Below are 22,942 nucleotides of genomic sequence, written 5' to 3'. Positions count from 1 at the left end.
AGTTTATTAAACTGGCACTTTAGTATTAATTTTCCATAAAAGTAACGCAAGAACCAGATAAATTAGGTAAAGGAGCATTAGAAAACGAGCAGATTAGTGTTGTGAAAATGCTCACTCCCTTTGAAGATATTATCCATTTAGCGGGGATTTGTGATTTAAACTTAGGAGGTAGGCAGGGCGTAGGCGCATTAATTCTCAAAAAAGGTGAAAATATTCAAATAAAATTCTGCTTTGATTGTTTAGGGATTCATCCGAATTTAGAATCATCACAAATGCTGCCTCTTTTTGAGGGCATAGAAGCGGGACTAAAAGAAATTCCCGAAGGCGAAAACCTCACAATACACTTAGGGTCTTTTACCTCGGATTATTATAGACAAAAGGAACTATCTTCTTTAGAGTCAATTTGCTCTAGTGAGGCGTTAAAGTTATTGATTCGTAGTGAAAGATTGCGAGTTAAAGAATTAACTCAAAGTGGCACTAGAAAAAATAAGTTTCTCAGGCTATGGTGTACGTATACTATTGTTTCTGATGATGAACGTTCTCATGATTTTATCGAATCAATTATCAGAAAATTAGAAAAAGGTTGGTTTTCTTTTACTGGAGAAATTCATGCCCATAATAATACCAGAATTGAAAATATCCTCCAAAATTCCTTTAGCAATGGTTTTTTGCAATGGTCAGCCATACTAAGTAATAAAATGAAACTTGGTATTAGGGTGCTGAGTGCCCAAGAAATATGGGAAATAAATTGGCAGCAATTCAATCTGTCATCACCACCAGCAATTCCTAATCCTCTAAAGATAGATTCTACCAATGGACTAGTAGAAACTCAAACTAGTGATTTTCATATCCGCCACCAGATATTAGAGAATGAGCTATCTGTGCCATTCTTTGATAGGAAATGGGTAAAAATCCAAAACAAATATATTGGGGCGCTCAACTTCAGCCAAAAGCCAGGGGGATGGTATGACGAACAAGCTCAATTACGTTATTTGTGGGAACTAATCTCTAGGGATAGTATTTATGATACAGAGGTTATTTGTCAGCTAACAAAGGCAAATCAAGCTATTTCTAAAACAAATCTTCAACGCATTACCAAACAATCAATTACCAGCACTTCTTTATCTACAGAGAAAGGAAATATTGATGTCAAATCAGGCATGAATATTGAAGAAGCGGTAGAGGCGCAGAAGACAATATATAAAGGTAGTGTAGTAGTGCATACCGCAGTTGCTTTTCTCGTCCACCGCCCAACCCCACGGGAATTAGACGAAGCTTGCCGATATCTTGCCAGCTATTTCTTGCGTCCGGCAGTAGTAGACCGGGAGATTGAATACGCCTGGAAGCTATGGTTGCAGTGTTGCCCATTTGTTTGGGAGCCGTTGTTAACCAAGCCTTTTAACCGCCGACTGCCATATTTTAGTTCGGAAGCACCAGGGCTGATGCCATTGATTAGGACTGCCACAGGCGATCGGACTGGGTTTGAGTTAATCGCAGAAGAAGGCGGCACACCAGTACATCTAGACTTGTACCAAAACCACAAGAATTTGGCAGTCTTCGGCGCAACTCGTTCAGGTAAATCTGTACTGGTGGCAGGTATTCTTACCCCCGCACTTGCACAAGATATTCCGGTAGTGGCATTAGACTATCCTAAACCAGACGGTACATCCACTTTCACTGATTACACGAATCTACTTGGTGAAGATGGGGCATACTTTGACATCTCTAAAGAAGCGAATAATCTTTTTGAACTACCTGATTTACGCTCTCTGGATGCAGAACGTCAAAATGAGCGATTGAGCGATTTTAAGGAATTTCTCAAATCAGTTCTGATGACAATGGTGATTGGAACGAGCATGATTGGTGTCAGTCCTTCAATGGTTACAAACATTGAGTCAATTATTGCGTTAACATTAAAAACGTTTTTTAATGATGACGAAATAAAATTGCGCTACAAGTTAGCAATACAGAATGGATTGGGAACTCAATATTGGAGCGAAACTCCGACACTCAAAGATTTTTATAATTTTTGTTCTCCAGCTTTCATACAATTAGATTCTATCGCTAGTAAGAGTCAAGAGATTTCCGAAGCATTAAATCAGATTAGGCTGAGAATAAGTTATTGGTTAAATACTAGGGTTGGGCAATCAATCTCACGCCCATCCAGTTTTAGAACTAATGCCAAATTGTTAGTATTCGCTTTACGTAATTTATCGAGTGAAGCTGATGCTGCCATACTCGCTCTTAGTGCCTATGCAGCAGCTTTACGTCGTGCCTTAAGCTCAAAAGCTTCGATATTCTTTCTTGATGAAGCACCAATTTTATTCCAATTCGATGCGATAGCTTCGTTGATTGGGCGATTGTGTGCCAATGGTGCGAAGTCTGGTATCCGCGTCATCATCTCTGCCCAAGAACCAGAGACTATATATCAGAGCGCATCTGCACAAAAGATATTTGCCAATATCACCACACGTTTAGTAGGCAGGATTCAATCATCAGCTGTTGACCCGTTTATTGTTCGCTTTAAATATCCTATTGAAATCATCAGGGTCAATAGTACAGAAGCTTTTTATCCAAAAAAGTCGGGGATTTACTCTCAGTGGTTGCTTGATGATAACGGCAAGCTAACTTTCTGTCGCTATTATCCTGCCTACTGTTTATTAGCCTCAGTTGCTAATAATCCAAACGAGCAAGAATTACGCACTTTATTTCTCAAATACTATCAAGATAATCCTCTGCTTGGATTAGTCAAATTTAGTGAGGATTATATCAGAATGATTCGGGGGGAAGAGTTATCAGAATTAGCGAAGAATTTACTTTCAAAATCACATACAAGACAGGTAGCTTAAATGAAAAAGCGGACAATTGGGGTAATACTTTCTGCTACAGTTGGCAGTTTATTGATAGCAGCACCTAGCTATGGCATCAGCATCAACGATTTTTTTAGTTCTATCGTATCGGATCTTCAAGGAGAAGTTTCGGAAATTCAAGCATGGGCATCGGATGAGATTAACAGTGCTTGGGGTGACATCAAAGAAAATGCTAATGCGGCAATTGATAGTTCTATTGGACAATTGGGTGCGCCTGACCCAATTGCTTCGGCTGAACAATTGAAAAATACGCTCAAGGATGATTATTCTTATCCTGTCGCCCAAGAAAAAGCACAGAAGCTAGAGCGTGAATTGACGCTTGGCTCGATTGCCAGCGTGATTGGAAAAAAAGGACAGCAGCAAACTCAAGAAAAAATTGATACTACTGCACAAATCGCTAAACTTGCAAAAGGTATTGCTGATGAGGCGCAGAATATGGACGCTTCTCAGAATGTTCTCAAAGCGATCGCGTCTCAGAACGGCTTAATTGTGTCAATGTTGGCACAGCAGCGTACTGATTCTTTATTAGCCCGACAGGACAATGCTTACTCTAACTTGATGCTAACGCAAGTAGCGGAGCATCTTGATTCCCAAAGGCAAAAGGAGAACTCCGAAGAAGATGGCAGATTGTCTTTAGTGCATGAAGTGGTACTTAATGCACGGCTAGATCCTACTTCTGCTGACTGATTAAAAGGGTATAGAAACACAGTAGGAGGTAAAGTTACAAGAGCTTTTCCTTCCTACACAAACAATCAACTAGCGTTCAAATGTCTGACAAAATTACTGTATTGAGCAAGGATTCAAATCATGTTTTTACTAGCCAAACTTTTCGGGGGTGATTTAGCTGATTTAGCAAAAGAAAATGCAGCTTCAATAGCTCAAGGATTTGATGAGCTTTGGAACGAAACTATTACAGGTGGTGTTTATTCAGCAATTTGTACAGTCGGAGCTTTATTTGCTGTAGCAACACTAACTTTCTTCGTCGTTGAATGGACAAAAAAAATGATGGCGGGGGAAGAACAAAGAGCTTATACAGACTTTATTTGGCCGTTAATAGTAGTTCTTTTGCTCAGTAATAAGGGGGATGTACTAGGAAAGTCAACTTTGGGGATTAGAAACTATATTAATAATGTAAATAATATAGTTCTTAGCGAAGCGGCGGCAGGAATTGACCTCAAGCAAGCATTTGAAAGTGCATTGGGAACTGAAGCAGCACGTAGCGCTATTGGTATTGCTGTAAATAAATGTAGGAATTCATCTTTAAGTCAACAAGAACAAATTAACTGTTTGGCTCAAGCTAAAGAAGATTTAACCAAAAAATATCCAGATAAGTTTAACAAAAATAATGGAGCTTTTTCTTGGTTTATAGATGCGGTTGATGGCGCTATCGATGCTTTTAATGATGTGAAAGATGGAAAAGCAAATGGAATCGATTTAATGTTGTCTCCCATTAATGCTTTTGTTGGGTCTGCTGTTACTGATATAGTTACGATAATTTTAGTCGGGATGAATGGGGCTTATCAATGGGGAATTGAACTGACTATGCTTGTAACAGCACTTTTGGGGCCTGTAGCTGTTGGTGGTTCTCTGCTACCTTACGGAGCTAAATCAATTTACAGTTGGTTAGTAGGATATTTCAGTGTAGGTTTTGGCAAGCTCTGCTTCAATATCATAGTTGGTTTCGCCGGGCAATTAGTCGCTGAATCTAAATCTTATCAGCCAATGTTCTTCCTGTTTACAATTGGTATAATTGCGCCATTCTTAGCTACAGGTTTAGCGGCTGGTGGTGGCGTTTCTGTTTTAATTCAAATTAATAAAGCTACTGAAACTTACAGTGGAATTGCCATTGAGGTTGCTAAAGGTGTTGCTACTAAAGGTGGTAGTCTAATCGGGAAAATAGCTAAATAAAACCGTAATAATTCAGTCCTTCTGGATTCAGAAGCCAGAATTTAAAAGCAATGAGCGTATAACTCTTCTATTGATTGAAAAGAATTCACTCTTCTTCTCCAACATTCTGACTCCTGGATTCAGAAGGACTGAATTGTTACAATAAAATCTATGTTGAATCAAAAAAATCAACCTCGAGCAAAAGAGCCATTGCAGTTACTTAGTTACAACAAATATGTAACAACAAGAGTTGGAATAATTTCTCTAGCTGGGTTTTCAATGGCTGCACTTTCTCTATTATTACAATTTCTCAATTATGGAGCGATTAGTGTTTTAAATAAAAAACAGTTGGCATTAGTACAACTTTCATCAGGAGAGACAATCGCCGCTAGAGCAGTAGACCCAAAAGAACGGTCTGATGAAGTAATTAAAAAATTTGTATCTGATACATTTATTACTACGTTTAATTGGGATGGATTAGTAAAAGCATTTAATGAAAAAGGAGAACCTATCACTAAGCAAGATACTGGGGTAGAAGTAGGTAAACTTAATAATAAATCTAATAGTCGGGTTGCGACTAGAGCCTATGATGCTGCATTTGCTTTAAGTGAAAATGAAGGATTTCGCCCCGCCTTTCTCAAGAAATTAGCATCAATCACTCCGACAGGTATATTCAATGGTGATACTCAAGTATCTTTAATTCCCAGATTCATATCCCAACCACGTCAAATTAAATCAGGGAAATGGGAAATAGATTTTATTGGTACACTGGTAACTTTTGACCGTGAGTATAACTCAGGTAAAGGAATTGCTTTCAATAAAACCGTTACAGTTTCTTCAATTTCTAATCCAGAATATATCCCAGCTAATACCACTGAGTTAGCTAAGAAGATTTATGCAGCCCGTCGCGCCGGATTAGAAATTACAGAAATTGTAGATTTAAACTTCGGGAGAAGGAAATGAGCGAAGACAACGGTAAAGGGTCTGTATCAACTATAGAGGATTTGCTTGAAATAGATGATGCTAATAAAGCACCAGAACCGGAAAGTTTATTAGTAGCGACTAAGCACACAATTGTCACTTCTCCTTGGTCAAGACTAGCAATAATTGCTGTCCCTTTTGGAGTTGGATTTTTAGCAATATTTTTGATGCTCAATGGTGTTTTCAATCCCGCACCAGCACCAAAGATTGGTCTGAAAACGCAGGAAATACCGACCACTGAACAAGCCCAAAAAAGTGATGAGGGAGACGGTGATGCGCGTGCAAAACTCGCTCTGTCGGATCAAGAAGATGAGTTAGGTCGCATTAACAAAAATAAATTTGACCAATCACCGCCAGTACCAGTTTCAGTAAACCAAAAGGTCGTGCCATCTAACCCACCATCTCCACAACCTGCGCCACGTTCTGTTCAAAATACACAACCACGTCGTGTAACTCAAACTGCACCACAACAGATTAGAACCTACACTCAGTCACCAACACACACAAGTTTTTCTCCAAAACCATCTATATCTGCACAGACACTCACGCCCCAAGATCCCCTTGAGCAATTGAACAAACTCCGTGGCATCGGTTCTTACGGCAAAATCGCATACGCCGAAACTAGCACCAGTAAACAATCTTCATTAGATCCGTATCTTGCTCAAGCTCAAGCAATTCAAAATCAACAGAATGAACAAACAAATACAAATAATTTTGACCAAACCACGCCGCAAAACTCAAGCGAGTCGATTGAAAAGATTCGCCCCAGGTGGCAAGCAACTTCTAAAGTTAACAAGATTACTTTAGCTAACAATTATTTACCTCAAGAAAGTAAAATTCTCCAAGGGAAACAAACTCGTTATTTGACAGTTGGCACTTTTGCTAGTGGTGTCCTTGTTACCCCATTAGTTCAAGCCACAGTTAATAATTCAGGGCAGACACAGACACAATCACCAACCTCTAATAACACTAGGTCTGTCGCTAGACTGCAAGAGGATTTACGCGATAACTATGGGCAAGTGGCAATCCCTTCGGGAACAATGTTTGCAGTCGAGTTAGGTTCGGTTGATGGCGGCAGTTACGCTGTCGCTTATGTCAGAGCGATCATCAAAGATAATACAGAATATCCTATTTCTGCGGGTGCGATTTCCGTGACAGGAGTTGGTGGTAAACCCCTCTTGGCTCGGAGATTTCAAGACAGGGGTGGCGAGATTGCACGAAATGACTTGTTTGGCGGTGCTGTGTCTGCATTGGGGAAGGTTGGGGAGATTATGAACCAACCGGATAGTGAAGAAGAAATTTCTGATGAATTCACAGGCAGGGTTCGCAAACGTAGTACTGGCAATCAGCGCAATCTCACTGGTGCGTTAATGTCAGGGTTTTTTGGTCAAGTTAGCCAAAACATCAGCCAACGTAATCAACGTAATACTCAAGAAATTACTTCTCGCCCTAATACTTGGTTTATTCCACAGGGAACCAAAGTCACTTTTAATGTAAATCGTTCTTTGGAGTTGCCATGAAAAAGTTTTTGATTGGTATACCATTGGCTCTCGCATTTGCTTGTGTACCACTATCCACAATTGCCGCACCAGTCGTTCGCACCATCAAACAAACTCAAGCTAGTGGCCAAGGTGCAATTTTACAAACTATCAACGTTTGGAATGGTCACGGTGTAGCAATTTCATTTTACGAGCTTGGTGAAACTATCAAAAAAGTCTGGTTAGACGACCCATCGCAAATTCTGCTTGACACAGATGGTTGCTTAGAGGGACTGGATCAGAATTGCTCTAGCCCCGGTGCTGGGCTGATTCATCTGCGGCGGATCTTGAGAGTAAACATTCCTGGAATACCGCAAACATCTACCACTTTGTTAACAGTAGTTACGCAGTCATCCTCTGGTGAACGCAAGACTTACAGTTTTCGACTAGCAACAAGTAATGGCACTCCTAAATATAGTCAAGTGGCGATCAAGGCTGATGTGGCACGAGAACAAACAACCCCAAAACCTCAATTGCAATCATTAGTTAAAACACAGCAAACAATTAACCAAATTCGAGGCGGTATTGTTGTCGCTATTAAAAGTGCATGGATAAATCAGCAAGATGAACTACACCAGCGCTTGCAAAAGTTAATCGGTTATTTACAAGCAGGTGATGACATTTCTACTGCTACTAATAAGGCTTCTGTCTCTCAAGACTTAGTTAAAAAATTAATTGCTTTGAGTAAGAGTTCTGATAATTTAACGCAAGGTAATGGCTTATGAAATCATCTTTACGACCCAATGAAAACGCCTTACGTTACTTCATTTTTTTTGGTTTAGTAGGTAGCTTATTGATTCATAGTTTTATAAGATATGGGCTATTGAACCAAGTTGTAGGCTTTTTGCTGCCCAAGGCTTCAGCACAAGTACCCGTTACCAATTCTCCTAATGGGTTTACTCCTGATTGGTCGCGCTTGCGTTTTAGCGACATGATTATTTCTGAAAGTGGCAGTGTTGCCTACCCTAGTTCAAGGGGTGGTACAGAAAGCAGAACTTGGATGGCAGGACAAAGTATTGCAGAATTTATGGAACTAGGAGATTTTGAAACACCTCAATTAGCAATAGAAAATTTAAATATCTCAACCATAGCTTCAGTACAAGGAATCAATTTAAGTGGGTTAACATTAGACGATTTTCAATTAACTCAATGGCAAACTTTACCATCTTTAACCAAAGCGATCCCTGGTTTAGGTAATAGAAATGTTAATAGTGTTATACCTATCCGTGATTTTGCGAGAAGATTTGGAATTACTGGAGGCACAATAGGTAACGCCAGCCGAAATTCTCGTTTACGTGACGTTCAATTAGGAAGAGTAATAAATTTTAAAAATTACTCACTAACATCTATTCCCGACATTCAAAACACATCTATTAATAGATTTGAGAATTGGCAAGACTCCAAAATTAATGGAGTACCTGGATTGTCCACTCTCACCTGGGATAACCTACCAGGACTGCGAACACTTGACCTTTCATTTGTTGCCAAAGTTGATCTGCCATTGGGAGATATTGAAGCTAATCGCACCCGTTCCATATCTGGTAGCTACCAAGATGGCTTTAATGTTCCCTGTCTACAAAATAATTGCGCTCATACGGAAATGTCCGGCATTGGTAAGACTACTGGAACACAGTGGATATCCGGGAAATTCCAAAAGGTTAATGGTGGATTTGGCATTTTAAAAGCTCTTAATGATGGTAAAGAGCCTACTGGTCGAAACCCCTTTGGCTCCAGCTTTAAGCAAGTTGTTTGGAATATTTATGAAGGCAGTGGAAAGGTGGAGACTACTATGTTCTTCCGTATTTGTAAAACCATCCCTTTCATTGGTCGCACTTGCAGTCCATACTTCATAGGGCCTGTACCTTTTATTGAGTACCAAGAGAAAGACCCTGTCGTTCTTGGTCAACCTAATTCTCTACCTTAAATATGAGCAAATCTTTCAAAGTAAATAGCGCTAATCCTCAAGGATTTCGATTTGAGCAATTACAAAATCCTTCAGACGCAATTGGCAAATACACTCATCATTTATTTACCCCCAATGGGCTAACAGTTTTATCCTTGCTCGGCGCTTACATTTTGATAAGGGTATTTTTTGGCGATGGTAACAAGAAGAAAATTGCTACCTCTTATTGGGGTGGAGCTAAAGAAACTGCTACTGCTCAGAAAAAAGCCATCTTGCAAATTGCCAGTCCCCAATGTGATAGTGCTGCACTTTATATTGGTCGGTATCAAACTAAAAGTGCAGGTACTACTTTCTATATACCTGATGTGCAACGGGGTACGGCAGTCATTGGCGCTCCCGGTAGTGGTAAAACATTCAGCGCCATTAACCCGATGATTTACTCGGCAATTGCTCAGGAATTTCCATGTATAGTTTATGACTTCAAATACCCATCTCAAGCGAAAGTTGCTGCCTACGCCAAATACAAGGGCTATGATGTTCACATCTTTGCACCGGGATTTCCTGAATCTGAAGTTTGCAATCCTTTAGATTTTCTCCGGGATAGTAGTGATGCCGAATCATCCCGACAAATTTCCACTGTTATCAATAAGAATTTTCGACTTTTGGGCAATTCAACTGAAGATGGGTTCTTTGGCCCATCCGGTGATCAGCTGACTCAGGCAATTCTAATGTTAGCTAAAGAGTTCGGTCAATTCGCAGATGTTATGACTTGCGCCGCGATACTTTCTAGCGAACAAATGGTCAAACGCCTCATGGCTGCTTCTCTCAATCCTTGGGTAAAAATTGCTTTTGGGCAACTGTTCAGTTCTGCTGCATCTGAAAAGACTGTTGCAGGCATTGTTGCAACTGCCAGTATTATGTTTACTCGCTTTATGGCCAAAAACACACTAGGCTGCTTCATTGGAAAGACGACTTTACCTTTGGAAATTAAAGGTAAGCAGATGATTATCTTTGGGTTGGACAGAGAACGCCGAGATGCAGTAGGGCCTCTCATGACCAGCATTTTACACATGACCATCGCCCGAAATATTGCTTCTAAACGGAAAGATCCACTGATCGTTGCACTGGATGAATTACCCTCGATTTACTTACCTGACCTCTACAGGTGGCTCAACGAATCTCGTTCTGAGGGCTTCTGCGGTATTATCGGCTTCCAAAATATGGGGCAGCTTGAGAAGAACTACGGTAAGGATATTGCTAAAGCTATCCTTGGCGCTTGCAGCACTAAGTTTATATTCAATCCTGGTGAGAACGAGTCGGCGCAATTGTTTTCCAGCTTCTTAGGTGATGAAGAGATTAAGTACAAGCAAAAAAGCCGTTCTACTGGTAGTAAAAATAATAGCACTAGTATTAGTGACCAAGAGAAAACTAGAAAGCTTTTTGAATCGGCTCAGTTTCTCAAACTAATTGCTGGTAAATGTGTTTTTATTAATCCGGCTTATGCCAATAAAAAGGAGGGGTCTGTTCCTTTACTCAAAACCATAAAAATTAATGAGTCACTCAAAAATATTGATAAATACAATCAACTTAAATGGGCAAGGATTGTCAGTTTACTAGCTAGAAAGAGTACACAAAAATTTCCCTCTGGGCAAGATTTAGCTTTGCGAGTTAAGCAAGTTGATTCACGCTTCCCCATTCCCGAAAACCCTCAAGCTATTTCTAATAATTCTGGACTAACATTCAAAGAAGTCGGCAGCATGATTAATCAAAATAAATCTGATAGTGGAATTTGATTGTTATGAAAATGACTATTGAAGAATTTAAAATTAATAACTTTGAACTAATTCAAACACTATCTCAAGAAAAGATTTTAGCAAATGGTAGTTTTATTGATATTAGTCTGCCTCCCCTTCAAATTATTCAGGAGTTTAAGACTTTATCTAAAACTAGACGAAAGCTGAGGAATTTGGGCATATATACTATCATCAGCTTAAAAAACACTTACATCCAACTAAATCAAGAATCTTGTCTAAAAATTGTTAACCAATATATTCACGGTATCGGCTGGCATGATTTGCAGTATATCTGTTTTTTAGATATTCAACCTAGCAATATTTATATTCATATTATTTTTAATCGCATTACACCCCAAGGTAAGCTCATCGATATCAAATGCTTGGGGGCTAACTGGCAACAATATGAGGTTCTGCGCCAATCTTGTTCTCTCATCATCGACAACCCTGTTCATAACAAATATTTGCAAAGGCGATTCTGCAACTGTTGCGGTTAGACAAGAATGTAGAAAGGAAAGGAAAAGCGAAAAAGAATGAATTTTAATCTGTTTACCCTTTACTCTGCTACACCCAAATAAATATGTTTGATGAACGACATTTGCAACTCACTTCCGCTTACGCTAGAGCTAGTCAGCATTTTATTAGAGCTTTTATTTATCCTTTAGGAGAGTTTATTTACAAATCAATCGAATCAGCTATTGATCTAAAATGTCGAATCGAAATAGGAGAAGAAACTTATTTCCTTACTCCTGATGAGGATGGTGGTTGGAAATGGTCTAAAGGTAACTTTGAAGGTGTAACAGATGAGGAAATAGAACAAGTAGAAGAGATAATGGCATATTTATTGCCTAAACTTCTCCCAGGTAGTAATGATATAACACCACCTAATTTTCCTCCTGATCCTGATTTACCTCCAGTTTTACCCAACCCGAGTTTTCCCAAAAACCTTCCTCCTTCGGGTACAGTAGTTGACTTTTTAAGTATACAAGTTGAAAGCAATAATACTCTGGAATATCAATATTTTACAAACAGAAATGATTACGTCACGGATGCAGGTGAAATCAAAGATATATCATTTGCTCTTATTGTAGATAATTCCTCCATTTTAGAAAAAGATGTTGTGCAAAAGAATGACATTCATGAAGACTATGAGCAGAGTGAAGTGATTAATTTTCATGAAATTGGCGATGAGCATTTAACAGTAGAGTTGATTAGCGACCAGAAAATCCCAATCAGTAGTGAAAAACTTGAGCCACAAAATACTCAACATATCCCTCATCACCCAGAACATATTGATCTGCAACATTGGCACGAACTCGTAGTAGGCAGCGCCATCTCAGGAGAGATTGCACATCTCAACTTCTCTAGTCTTCATTTTAGCTATGTCGGTGGCGAACATGAAGCTTGGGAACGGCTCATGATCAGCGACAAACTCTCACGTACAAATACAGGTAGCCTCTCTATTAGGCTTTTAGAACTCTATTCCCACTTAGATGCAGGTGGCTGGTGGTGTAATTCAGGAGTAGATCCGCGCACATTTGCTAATCTTACCCCTGGTGAGCAACCTCAAATTAAAGAATGGGGATGCTATAAGCCAAACCACCCCAGACCCAAAACCGTTAAAAAAGATGGGTTCACTGTTGTGGTTGAAGGCAAGTTCATTAAATATGAGCATCCACCATCAGTTGATTTGAGTATTTTCTTGCTAGATGTCCCAAGCGTGATTGCCCAAAATATTTACTCAAAAGCTGGAGTAAACCCCACTGACAGCGATCGCTTGAGTGGTTTTTGGTATTGTGTGTGTAAACACAATATCCCACTCGTCATTACAGAGGGGGCGAAGAAGGCGGCTAGTCTACTATCAGATGGTCACGCAGCCATCGGACTACCGGGAATTTCCTCCGGCTATCGCTCACCTAAAAACGAGTGGGGCAAGAAAATTGGTGATTCGTATCTGGCTGATGAATTAGCTGTTTTCGCAACTTCTGGTAGAGAAATCAAAATCTGCTTTGATTATGAAACTAAGCCTGAAACTAAGCTCAATATCCAAAGAGATATTTGGAAGACAGGAAGCTTATTACAAGAATTTGGTGCTGTCGTTAAAGTAGTAACGCTGCCAGGGCCGGATAAGGGTGTAGATGATTTTATAGTTTCACAAGGAAAAGAAGCTTTTGAAAAATTATCTGCCAGGGCTATATCTCTAGAAGAATGGCATCAAAATCAACTTGATAGTTTACGTTTTACTATCAAGCTCAAGGATGGGACAGTCAAAACAATTGATCAACAAAAAGGAGACTCTACTGTGATAGATGATCCCGAATTAGAACCAAACATTGGTGTATTTAAAAAAAGTCGTGCTAAATCACCTATTGACCTTGGTTCACAAATTATAGATATAAAAGTTATTGATTCAGACATTATTCATGTAGATGTTGCCCCGGAGCCAGCCCAGCCAACTGAAACTCCTGTAACTAGTTCTTCTTGGGCTAAAAAAGAAAATGTTACAGTTTATGAGCCTAATTTTTTTAGAAAGCGCCTAGAAGCTAGCGAGAATAAACAAATAGCTTTTGCTGCTTATACTTTGTTAAAAAAATATGGTGTTGAAGCGAAAGATGAACAACAGCAGACCAGTGGCAAAATCTACCATGCTGATGCTTTTGTAATTAAGAATCATGGTGCTGATAAATACAGTATCTATCGTCGTCATGATGATGTAGAGTTAATGACTTTTCAAGCTGATAAATGGGGACACGTAGGCAATATTAAACTTTCTTACACAGAAATAGAGTCTGAGCCAAAAATTTGGATAGAAAAACAAATTAACATTCTGCCTATTGAAAGGCAGGAGTTTTTGTTAGTGGCTGACTACCTGAAAGCTGGTAAAGAATTGCCCTCTGTTGATGAAGACCCTCGGAAAATAGCTTCTGCCGTTGGTTCAGTCTCTCCTAAAGGCACACACAATATTTTAGAAAGTTTCAAAGAAAACGAGGTATTAAAAATACTCACACAAAGTATTAATAGCTTCGAGAAAGACGATTTAACCTTGGGCAATTACCGGATTCTTTTTCGGCAAACCAGTGACAATACATCTACTCTGCAATTACTCAAAACTGAACATAATGGTACTACTAGGGAAGCTGTTCGCTTTCAGTTTGAGAAAACTGACACTGGTATGACTCACCAAGTTAAAGCTTTGGCTATCACTGAAGCTGATTTAGAAAAGTTGGGTTTGCTGGCACAAAAACTACATATCAATTACAAAACATTATTTGGCAACCCGACAGACACCCGTGACATTGACTTGCCCGTTCATCCCGAAATTACCCGTAATTTAGACGAGGAGCAGTCACACCAATCTACGCCCAACGCACCAGAGCGCAAGACACAATCACACCCACAAGAAGCAAGCTCTAATTCTCCAAAACAACAGAACGCTGTATCACACTCAACTATACCAACACCTAAAAACACAACACCATCACAACCAGCAAAACGACCCAATTTTTCTTCTAATTTAGATAAAGTTTTGCTACCACTACATCCAGTATTGAAACAATATTGGGAGAAGTTAGAAAAAGATGGTTCTTGGAATAAGACTGTAGCGCAAGGACATTTAGAATTTCAATCTAAAATTCAGCAAACGGGCAAGCTGACTATTGGTGAACAGCGGGAACTTTACCAGCAGATTCAAAATCAAGTTTGGAGTGAAATTAATCACTTTCGGCGTACTGATATTGTGCTTCCACCATTAGCTTATATTGTTAATGATTTGCGAACGGAGGCTTTTCAACAACCACAGGCACAGTTTTCTTCTGACCCAAAACGTGATACACTCGTGCCTCTTCACCCTGACATTGCCTCTCATTGGCACGGTTTAGAAACTAATAAAACTTGGTCTAGTGTTGCCAATCAATACAACAACCCTTTACGGGAAAAACTTTCAAAAACTGGCAAGCTGACTATTGGGGAGCAACGTGAACTTTACCAGAAAATTCTACTTCAAAGTCAATTCGAGCAGCACAACAAAGGGCAAACTGATATTTCTCTTCCTCCTTTGAGTGATGTGATTCAGGATTTGCTCAAGACTCGTAGCCAGGTTATTAACAATACTTATACGCCCAAGGTTGAAGTACATTCCCAAAAATCTCACACTTCGCAACAACCTACTACTAATTCACAGGAATTAGAATTGTAATACCTATGCAATCTAGCTCAGTAGCCGAAACCATCACTATCATCAACCGCAACAGTGGCTTTTCTGACAACCAAATGGCCTGCAGACTGGCGCTGATGATGGAGAAATACCCACTTTCACAATCAATACACTCAACCCCCGCACTAGACACTACAGAGCGCGAAAATCTTATTCATCAGATGAGAAATACTCTAGACCTGTCCCAAAATGCTCAAACTACTGAAGAATATCGGCTCTCACTCAAGCAAAAATATTACCAACAGTACGCCCAAAAATTAGGATTGGGTCAAGCTGACACCATAGAAGACAATAGTTCCAGAGTAGAAAATTTAGTTAATGAAAGGAAAAAGATGTTCTTAGACCAGATATTACAGTCTCTTGGGCGCAAGTTACCTTTAGTTGAGCATCAAAAAGCATTACCAAAGGAGACTGAAAATAATGAGGTTGTTAAAAAGTCTCTCATTCCTGCACTAATGAATATTATCGTTACAAAGGGACAAGATACTATTGGCGGTCGGGTCTATGAAGGCATGGCTTATCGATTAAATTTGTTGATGAGAGAAGGTATGCAGCGTCTGACTGTTTGGCGCAAAAGTGATAATCAATCGGCTTTTAGTGCTTATAAAGTAGATGCTAAGGAAGAATACAAGGTAATACACAATCACCTTTCACCACAAGAAACACAAAAGCTGATCAACTTTGATATAAGAGTGCAACAGCAACAGCCACCGCCACAACAAAACGAGCGATCTCCCGACGGCCCAGAGTTAGACTAACTAAAATACCCGACAAACAACCCAAGAATATACGCACTTACTAAAACATATCGCTTAGTCACCCGCTGGAATTGTGACCAAGGTGAGATGATTACAGCTAATACTATGTAAAACAATGCTTGTAGAAAATCGTTGTGCCCCAGTTTAATGATTGCCGCTATCATCAAAGCCACAAAAATTAGAAATTCCACTCCTGTTTCAATCCTGTCCCAAAGTTTCACATCATATAGGTAACGCATCTTGTAACCTCTGTGACTTGGGCAACATCCTACCATCAACCCCATAAACCCCGTTATCTTTGTAAGGAAATATTATGGTGAATTTGGTTCCTTGTCTAACTACCGAGTTTACGCTTATCCTCAAACCATGAGCATGAGCAACACATAAGGCGATGTACAGTCCTAGTCCCATGCCTGATTGATGTAATAAATTGCTATTTGGCGCTTGCCATAATGGGATAAATATGTTGGAAATTTGTTCGGCGGCAATCCCACAGCCGGTATCTTCAATCTCAATAATTAAATCATCTTCTTGATTGAGCAGCCTTAAAAAGATATCTCCGGTAAGAGTGTACTTAATAGCATTTGTCACCAGATTACACAGCATTCGGTCAATACTTATGCTATCACCCCGTACTTGCGTTCCATGCTTGTATGTTAGTTGTGTTTCATAGTGGAGATTCAAGGAATGATACTGCGCTATTGGTTTGAATCGAGAATAAGTTGTTTGTAAAAAACTTAACATATCAAACTGCTCCATTGTCGCTGGATTTAGTTCAAAAAAAGCAGTTCTTTCAGATTGAATCAAACTCACCCCTCGCTCATTCGTTTGTTGTAAAGCTATCAGCAACGGTTTGATCTCTTCTAAAGACTGTCCATAAGCACCATCAATTATTTGATTCAAAACTAACGATGCTCCTTGATAGTTGTTTGAAACATCGTGTAACAAACCTAATATGCTTAAAACTTCCTGTTGCATAACTATGTTTCCAACGACAGATGGTATTTTGGCTACTTTTATGAATAAGTGCTAATTATGTCTACAAGATTTGAGAATACTTTTGTTTTAGTTATAAAAAAAAATTATCCAATCAAACTTTAGTACTAAAGTTTCTTTCATTTATCTGGAAAGATTTTTGATTACTTATATTTTATATGACAGATACAAAAAGTAAAAGGCTTAACACCAATAACTATGTTATAAATATTGAGTCATCTTATAATCGAAGTGATCTATGATTCGATTAACGCTCATTGAGGATGAAGAACTCATTAGGTTGGGGATCACTACTGCTATCAATCAACAACCAGATATGGAAATGGTCGGCGTTGCGCGTACTGGTATTGAAGGTATTAATTTAGTTAAGGAATTAAATCCCGATGTGATTTTGGTGGATATTGGTTTACCGGACATATCTGGGCTAGAAGTGATTAAAGAGGTCAAACTCAATAGCAAGACTAAAATTGTTGTTCTTTCTTCTCATTCTTCTCAAGGCACTGTTCAATCAGCTTTAAATGTCGGCGCTGATTCTTACATTCTCAAAAAGAATAATGTTCCTCTGATTTTAGAAGCCATTAAAACCACATTCTACGATAGCAAGTCTTTTTTTGACCCTGATATTAGCCGACGGAATTTTTGTTACCAACAGAAAATCAAGGGTAAGACTTATCAAGATAATCTCACTAATACTGAAATCCAAATTGTTTCTTTGATGGCAGCTGGTTTTTCTAATAAGCTGATTGCCGAGCAGTTATTCATTACTGAAAGTACTGTAAAAGGGCATATTAACAAGATTTTTGCGAAGTTGGATGTCAGCGATCGCGTCAATGCTTTGATTGAAGCTAGTAAACTTGGGTACATCGAACAAGATTACCTTCAGGTAGGTTAGCTACTTACCTACTTGAATTAAACAATAGCCTTGGGTTTTACTCTGCTGTGTTTGACAAGCTTCAATTGCTGCTTGATTTTTTAAGATAATTTGATACATCTGTTTACCCTCCTGGGATTTTGCCCATTGGAGAATCTTTATCTCGTTACGTGAGACTACTACTGACTGATTCGTTCCTACATTCTGCACCAGATTCCACGTTGTCAGCGAACCCAGCAAGGTACTGCCAGCCGCTACTAATCCACACACTAGAGATACTGTTCCCAATCCCCAGCCGGACTGCACTTTCATGCCTGTGCTGATGGGCTTATTTTTTTTGATCTCATCACGCACGGCACTAGAGACAACTGTATAATGCATTGACTCGGCGGATTTACTTGTCTTCTCCAGTTTTTGGTCTATTAATGCTGCCCATGCTTCTATCATTGCCTCCATTCTTGCCTGGAGGTCTATCATCGTTTCTTCATATCGACCCAGCGTTGCCATCATCCTAAATGTTGGGTCATCTGGTGTGATTCCTAATTGGTACGCCCCTTCAACTATGCGCCTTTGTTCTGATGGAGAATAACCTTGTAATATATCTTGTGATGTCATCAATCAAGTCCTAAATATTTAATAGCCAATTTGTTATTTATCACTGAATTGCGGAAATTTTTAATCCACTGAAAAATGAAGCTTCTCCAAAATAAAATTATCGATAGATCCTGGCAAACTTGTGAATATGGCTTGACAGCTTTCTCCATCGCTTGATAGTGATTTCGATGTAAAGCCATCAAATTTATTTCTGTTCCTCCTATTGTTAACAGAGTTTTCTGCATTTTTTCGTCATATTCCCTAAACTCTGGCGCAAAATGATAATTCTTCACTATCACATAGTTGGCATTGTTAGTAGCAGTTTGGATGATTTGAGTTAAGTAGTCTATGCAGTCCGTTCTATGTGATATCGGTTGCAGGAACGTTAGCTTCCATCCATATTCAGCTAAAGCTTCTAATAGTTCAGACTCAACAATATACTGACAAATTTTGTCTATGTGCTGCCCCGGCATATCCACTAAAATGATATCTATATCAGCAGCTACCAGATCAATAAACATCCTGTCCGTTTGTTTATTGAAAAAATCTATCTTTTCAATACACACTAAATCTTTGTAAGCCAAAAGTCTATCACGATTATCATGGTCATAAACTTTCAATCTTTTACCTTGAATTTGATAAATTTCCAGCAACAGTTTCATAACTGTAGACTTGCCTACACGAGAGTCACCTACAGTCATTACCATTCTTTTAGAAGATTTCAACATTTATACTCTCCAGCCCTAAGAGATGCTTAACTGGACAAATTTGCTGTTTAAAATTTTTTAGCCAACTCTTCACCCGCATTTTCACTCCTGGTAGTTCTTTTTGCTTTATTCCTTCAGAAAAACTTAGTGACTTTTCATCTAAATAATCATAGGCATATTCAAGCAAATTCGGCATTGTAATATCAAATAAAGGGATTCCTGCTTTTAATAGCTCTTGCTTTATCTCTTGAACTATTGATGAGTTGCTATATCTAGAAAATTCTGACTCCTCACCATAAAATAAATTTCTAACGACTATGTAATCTACTTTATTTCCGCAAAAGCTGTATAAATCTATTAATTGCTTTACCGAATCTGATACTCGACTAATTACCACGACCATTGTTACTCTAATGTCATAATCATTGGCGGCTGTTTCCAAGAACTCTTGTTCTATAAATCTTTTAAATATTTGTCTTGATTGCGGTGGCAATTCTAATAAAAACAGCGATTCTGGTGGTGGCAGTTGATTATATGTATCTGGCTCTGGCTCCATCATTCTCTTTATCTGATCAAAAAATCTATCTATACTTCCATCTTTAAAAATATTTAACTGCTGTATTTGACAATGCTCACCATTCTCACCATAATATCTCAACAAATCTGGATTAGAATTATCTGCATCTACTGCCACAATTCTCCTTTTCTCATCTATACAAGTTTGTAAAAACCCTCTCGTCCACATCGATTTACCAACTCCACCTTTCCCCCCGTCTACTATTACTAATCTTCTTGGGGGAGTTTTAGTTACTTCATCTGCCTCTTTATCTGCATCTGAGGCCATATCCAGGTCTAACTTTAGTTTCTCTAACTCTAACTGCTGCTCTGGTGCTAAATCATTTAGCTTTATTTCTTCTGCTGCTTCAATTGCCGAGATATCAGCTTTGCTATTAATATTTCCATTTTGATTGTTATTGATAGTTTGTGTCATTTTTCTTTTCCTCATAATTCAGATTTGTTCTCAATTTTCTAAAAAACATCTTTTTGAAATATCGGTAAGACATTACTCCTTATCCATTGCGTAAAATTATTAATCATTTGTTTTTTAACCATGCCTTTTAAATTATAAATAGCTCCCGAATTTAAAGTTTTTACTATTGTTATTTGCTCCCCAATAATCACATGACGTTCTCGACTTTGGATATGCAGAGGCACTATTTTTTCATTATTTAATTCTGGTGCAATAATCTGAAATACATCTTCAGCAAATATCTCTAGCCCTAATGGGGTTGATATTACTCGCACCGTACTACCCAAAGGGTGATCAAATTCCCAATATGTCCATACTCTTCCCATAAATAGATTGCCATATTTGATTCAACACACGAAGCTATTTAGGTACTGTTTTTTTCAGTACTATGGTTTCTTGATTTTAAAAAAATACGTTATATAATTACTAGCGATTATTTTTGGTTCTCAAAGAACTGCCTCTGTCAAACAATTGTAGATTGCCGATTGTAGATTTGAGATTGACTGCACCTACAAGAGATGCAGCTTCTCTGATTTGAGATTGACGATTTCAGATTTATTCCGCCCACAAGGGGCTGGGCTTGTACCAAAAATATTCAATCTGCAATCTGCGATCTTCAATCTCCAATCTTCTTGGTCAACACTGATATTATTCTTAGGCAAAACTGATAACGGTTGGATGTTAAGCCGATCGCCAACCTTGATATTGGCAGCGCCTGTTGCTAGCTCTAGCACTTGATTGGCAACTTTCCCTTTGTAGATAGAGCAAGGGTTTTTGTAACACGGTTGGGCATTGTAAACCGCAGTTGTCACCACATTGTCCTTAAGATAAAAGATGTCTAATGGAAAATTTACCTTGTACATCCAGAAAGGCACATTATAAATTTCTCCTCCCAAATTGAATAACATTCCGCCATCGCCGTTTAAGGATGCTCGAAATTTCAGCCCTTTCTCTAATTGCTCTGGTGTAGAAGCGGCTTCCAAGTTAAATGTGCGACCGCCTTTGGTGAGAATGTGCGTAACTGGTAAATCCTGGGGACGAGTTTGGACGTAACCAAGCGCCACAGTGCCGATGATAATTGATACTCCAGCGACAGGGCCTAGTATGTTCAGTAACTTGAAAGCAGCAACGTATAAATCCTTTTCAGAATTAATTTTTAAAGTTTTCATGTTTCACCAAAAATATCAACATTGCCGAGACTATATAATGATGAATCAATTGGACTAGATGGAAGGCCATGCAAAGCCGCAATGTTACGCATACTTTCAACTCGGTCAGCTTCGCGGATTGCCAGAGGATTCATACTCTGCCTTGCAGCCAGCAATGCCGACAATGTAATTCCTAGTGGTGGTAGTTCTTGAAGGGGAGAAACATCGTCGCCAAACATTTGACAGAAACTAGAGACGGCGGCACGTTCAACAATGGCTTGAATCTCCGCACCGACACATCGCTGCGTGGCTTTGAGTAACCTTTTCCATTCTTCTTCGCTGTACCCATCGCCCCGATCGCGGAAACGAGGATCGAAACGGGCTAAGTGAATTTTGAATATTTCGTGCCGTTCGCCGTAATTTGGGAGATCCACCTTGAAAATCTCGTCAAAGCGTCCACTTCTGGTTAGCTCTGGTGGTAGCCATTGAATATTGTTAGCCGAAGCGATAATTAAAACCTCACTAGTACGTTCTTGCATCCAGGTCAAAAGCATACCAGCTAGGCGTTTGGATAAATCATCATCCCCGGCGAATCCCTTATCAAAGTCATCTAAGTATAAAATTACACGGTTGATTCGGTCTACCAGTGCGAGTAAGCTTTTTAGCTTGTACTCAGCCAAATTACCGTAACTGCGGAAACTACCCCACTCCAAAATAATCAGAGGTAGCCCCAATTGTGCAGAACTTGCTTTAGCCGAGTAAGATTTTCCTGTTCCCGGTGGGCCGATTAATAAAATCCCCTTGGGTAAACGAAGATTATAGGCTTTCGCCAATGAGGATAGAAGGCGCTTATAAGTTTTAAACGCTTGCTGCATCAGTTCCAGCCCCCCGATAGGAGTGCTAGGGGGTTGGAGAAATTGAATATTATAAATCCGCTTGAACAGTTCGATTTTGTAAGCGGACAGTTTTTCTACTAACTCATCCGGTTTAATTTCACCAGGAGCGCTTGCCTGTCTAATTCCATAGTCAATGTCTGCTAAGTACATGCCTATTGAGGCGTTCGCCGTCGCATGAATATCGCTATGACTGTAATCAGGTAATACTTGGGCTAAGTAACTGCTTATTTCCTCTATAGCTGGCAGTTGTTGAATAACTGTGGGAACTTCGGGGGCAATGTCAGATGACACGGTGGCGTTTGACCCTAAGAGAATCGCTGTCTTGTTGCAAGAGTGATTGCACAGCTTCAGGTTAATGAGGGCTGACTTGATCCACTCGGAAGTCAGAAAGAAATCGGGGTCAGTGGTAGCTTCGCCCAGCCAGGGGAATATACCTTCTAGTATCAGGATTCCTGATAAATCAGTAGTTTTCCAAAACCGCAGAATTTCAAAGTAATGTTCGCGCCTGCTTTTCGCGATCGCCTGATACTGGTCAACTTTTTGTAAACTTAATCCCTCCTCATTAGTAGATAACTGGTGCAGTTGGTCATCTTCCAGCGTCCACAGGTAACAGTTAATATCGTATTGCTGGCATTCACTGGCTAGATTGATGAGCAGCCTGACCCTCTCTTGCAATGGAGACTCGACAGCAATCAGCTTATTGTTAAGCTTAATTAATCCAAATATTTGTTTAATTAACTCATTATTCATTAGGGCT

At 39.3% G+C, this 22,942-nt stretch carries 19 protein-coding genes; 12 read left to right on the top strand and 7 right to left on the bottom strand.

What is annotated here, in order from left to right:
• Positions 1 to 107: 107 nt before the first annotated feature.
• The 11 genes from HWQ37_RS05935 (at position 108) to HWQ37_RS05885 (ending at position 15,943) form a co-directional block, all read left to right on the top strand.
• Complete coding sequence (locus HWQ37_RS05935; RefSeq protein ID WP_292744878.1) at positions 108 to 2,849, top strand: hypothetical protein; 2,742 nt, start codon at positions 108 to 110, stop codon at positions 2,847 to 2,849.
• Positions 2,850 to 3,557 (top strand): hypothetical protein, encoded by a 708-nt coding sequence (locus HWQ37_RS05930; protein ID WP_292744876.1) that lies wholly within the window; start codon positions 2,850 to 2,852, stop codon positions 3,555 to 3,557.
• A gap of 120 nt (positions 3,558 to 3,677) precedes the next feature.
• A complete protein-coding gene (locus HWQ37_RS05925; RefSeq protein ID WP_292744874.1) occupies positions 3,678 to 4,778 on the top strand; it encodes a hypothetical protein in 1,101 nt (366 codons plus the stop codon).
• Positions 4,779 to 4,928: 150 nt separating this feature from the next.
• Positions 4,929 to 5,720: a hypothetical protein gene (locus HWQ37_RS05920; protein WP_292744872.1), complete on the top strand. Its 792-nt coding sequence runs from the start codon at positions 4,929 to 4,931 to the stop codon at positions 5,718 to 5,720.
• Positions 5,717 to 7,258 (top strand): TrbI/VirB10 family protein, encoded by a 1,542-nt coding sequence (locus HWQ37_RS05915; protein ID WP_292744870.1) that lies wholly within the window; start codon positions 5,717 to 5,719, stop codon positions 7,256 to 7,258. Before HWQ37_RS05920 ends, HWQ37_RS05915 begins: the two co-directional genes overlap by 4 nt.
• Complete coding sequence (locus HWQ37_RS05910; RefSeq protein WP_292744868.1) at positions 7,255 to 8,001, top strand: hypothetical protein; 747 nt, start codon at positions 7,255 to 7,257, stop codon at positions 7,999 to 8,001. The genes HWQ37_RS05915 and HWQ37_RS05910 overlap by 4 nt, the downstream gene beginning before the upstream one ends.
• On the top strand, positions 7,998 to 9,200 hold the full coding sequence (locus HWQ37_RS05905; RefSeq protein ID WP_292744866.1) for a hypothetical protein: 1,203 nt from the start codon (positions 7,998 to 8,000) through the stop codon (positions 9,198 to 9,200). The genes HWQ37_RS05910 and HWQ37_RS05905 overlap by 4 nt, the downstream gene beginning before the upstream one ends.
• A gap of 2 nt (positions 9,201 to 9,202) precedes the next feature.
• Positions 9,203 to 10,972: a type IV secretory system conjugative DNA transfer family protein gene (locus tag HWQ37_RS05900; protein ID WP_292744864.1), complete on the top strand. Its 1,770-nt coding sequence runs from the start codon at positions 9,203 to 9,205 to the stop codon at positions 10,970 to 10,972.
• Between the two features lie 11 nt (positions 10,973 to 10,983).
• The gene (locus tag HWQ37_RS05895; protein ID WP_292744862.1) at positions 10,984 to 11,469 is read left to right on the top strand and encodes a relaxase/mobilization nuclease domain-containing protein; all 486 of its coding nucleotides are present in this window, start codon (positions 10,984 to 10,986) and stop codon (positions 11,467 to 11,469) included.
• Positions 11,470 to 11,552: 83 nt separating this feature from the next.
• A complete protein-coding gene (locus HWQ37_RS05890) occupies positions 11,553 to 15,167 on the top strand; it encodes a DUF3854 domain-containing protein (RefSeq protein WP_292744860.1) in 3,615 nt (1,204 codons plus the stop codon).
• Between the two features lie 5 nt (positions 15,168 to 15,172).
• Positions 15,173 to 15,943, top strand: a complete 771-nt coding sequence (locus HWQ37_RS05885) for a hypothetical protein (RefSeq protein WP_292744858.1) — start codon at positions 15,173 to 15,175, stop codon at positions 15,941 to 15,943.
• 222 nt (positions 15,944 to 16,165) lie between these two features.
• Here the strand turns inward: HWQ37_RS05885 and HWQ37_RS05880 are convergent, their stop codons facing one another.
• Entirely contained in the window at positions 16,166 to 16,921 is a 756-nt protein-coding gene (locus HWQ37_RS05880) for a sensor histidine kinase (RefSeq protein ID WP_292744856.1), read from the bottom strand.
• A 256-nt stretch (positions 16,922 to 17,177) separates the two neighbouring features.
• Between HWQ37_RS05880 and HWQ37_RS05875 the strand changes: the two genes are divergently transcribed.
• Positions 17,178 to 17,831 (top strand): response regulator transcription factor, encoded by a 654-nt coding sequence (locus HWQ37_RS05875; RefSeq protein WP_094330327.1) that lies wholly within the window; start codon positions 17,178 to 17,180, stop codon positions 17,829 to 17,831.
• Here HWQ37_RS05875 and HWQ37_RS05870 read toward each other — a convergent pair whose 3' ends face one another.
• The 6 genes from HWQ37_RS05870 to HWQ37_RS05845 form a co-directional block, all read right to left on the bottom strand.
• Positions 17,832 to 18,425 carry a DUF6753 family protein gene (locus tag HWQ37_RS05870; protein WP_292744854.1) on the bottom strand — a complete coding sequence of 198 codons (594 nt, stop codon included), beginning with the start codon at positions 18,423 to 18,425 and terminating at the stop codon, positions 17,832 to 17,834.
• A complete protein-coding gene (locus tag HWQ37_RS05865) occupies positions 18,425 to 19,132 on the bottom strand; it encodes an ATP-binding protein (protein WP_292744852.1) in 708 nt (235 codons plus the stop codon). The genes HWQ37_RS05870 and HWQ37_RS05865 overlap by 1 nt, the downstream gene beginning before the upstream one ends.
• Complete coding sequence (locus HWQ37_RS05860) at positions 19,116 to 20,102, bottom strand: nucleotide-binding protein (RefSeq protein WP_292744850.1); 987 nt, start codon at positions 20,100 to 20,102, stop codon at positions 19,116 to 19,118. The genes HWQ37_RS05865 and HWQ37_RS05860 overlap by 17 nt, the downstream gene beginning before the upstream one ends.
• Before the next feature lie 38 nt (positions 20,103 to 20,140).
• Entirely contained in the window at positions 20,141 to 20,467 is a 327-nt protein-coding gene (locus HWQ37_RS05855; RefSeq protein ID WP_100904155.1) for a hypothetical protein, read from the bottom strand.
• A 183-nt stretch (positions 20,468 to 20,650) separates the two neighbouring features.
• Entirely contained in the window at positions 20,651 to 21,310 is a 660-nt protein-coding gene (locus HWQ37_RS05850; protein WP_292744847.1) for a DUF192 domain-containing protein, read from the bottom strand.
• A complete protein-coding gene (locus tag HWQ37_RS05845) occupies positions 21,307 to 22,935 on the bottom strand; it encodes an ATP-binding protein (RefSeq protein ID WP_292744845.1) in 1,629 nt (542 codons plus the stop codon). The genes HWQ37_RS05850 and HWQ37_RS05845 overlap by 4 nt, the downstream gene beginning before the upstream one ends.
• Between the last annotated feature and the right edge of the window lie 7 nt (positions 22,936 to 22,942).

The sequence above is a fragment of the Nostoc sp. NMS4 genome (genome assembly GCF_017115095.1).
Lineage (GTDB): Bacteria > Cyanobacteriota > Cyanobacteriia > Cyanobacteriales > Nostocaceae > Nostoc.
Note: the sequence above shows the minus strand (reverse complement) of the source record. Positions and strands in the feature narration are given on the sequence as shown.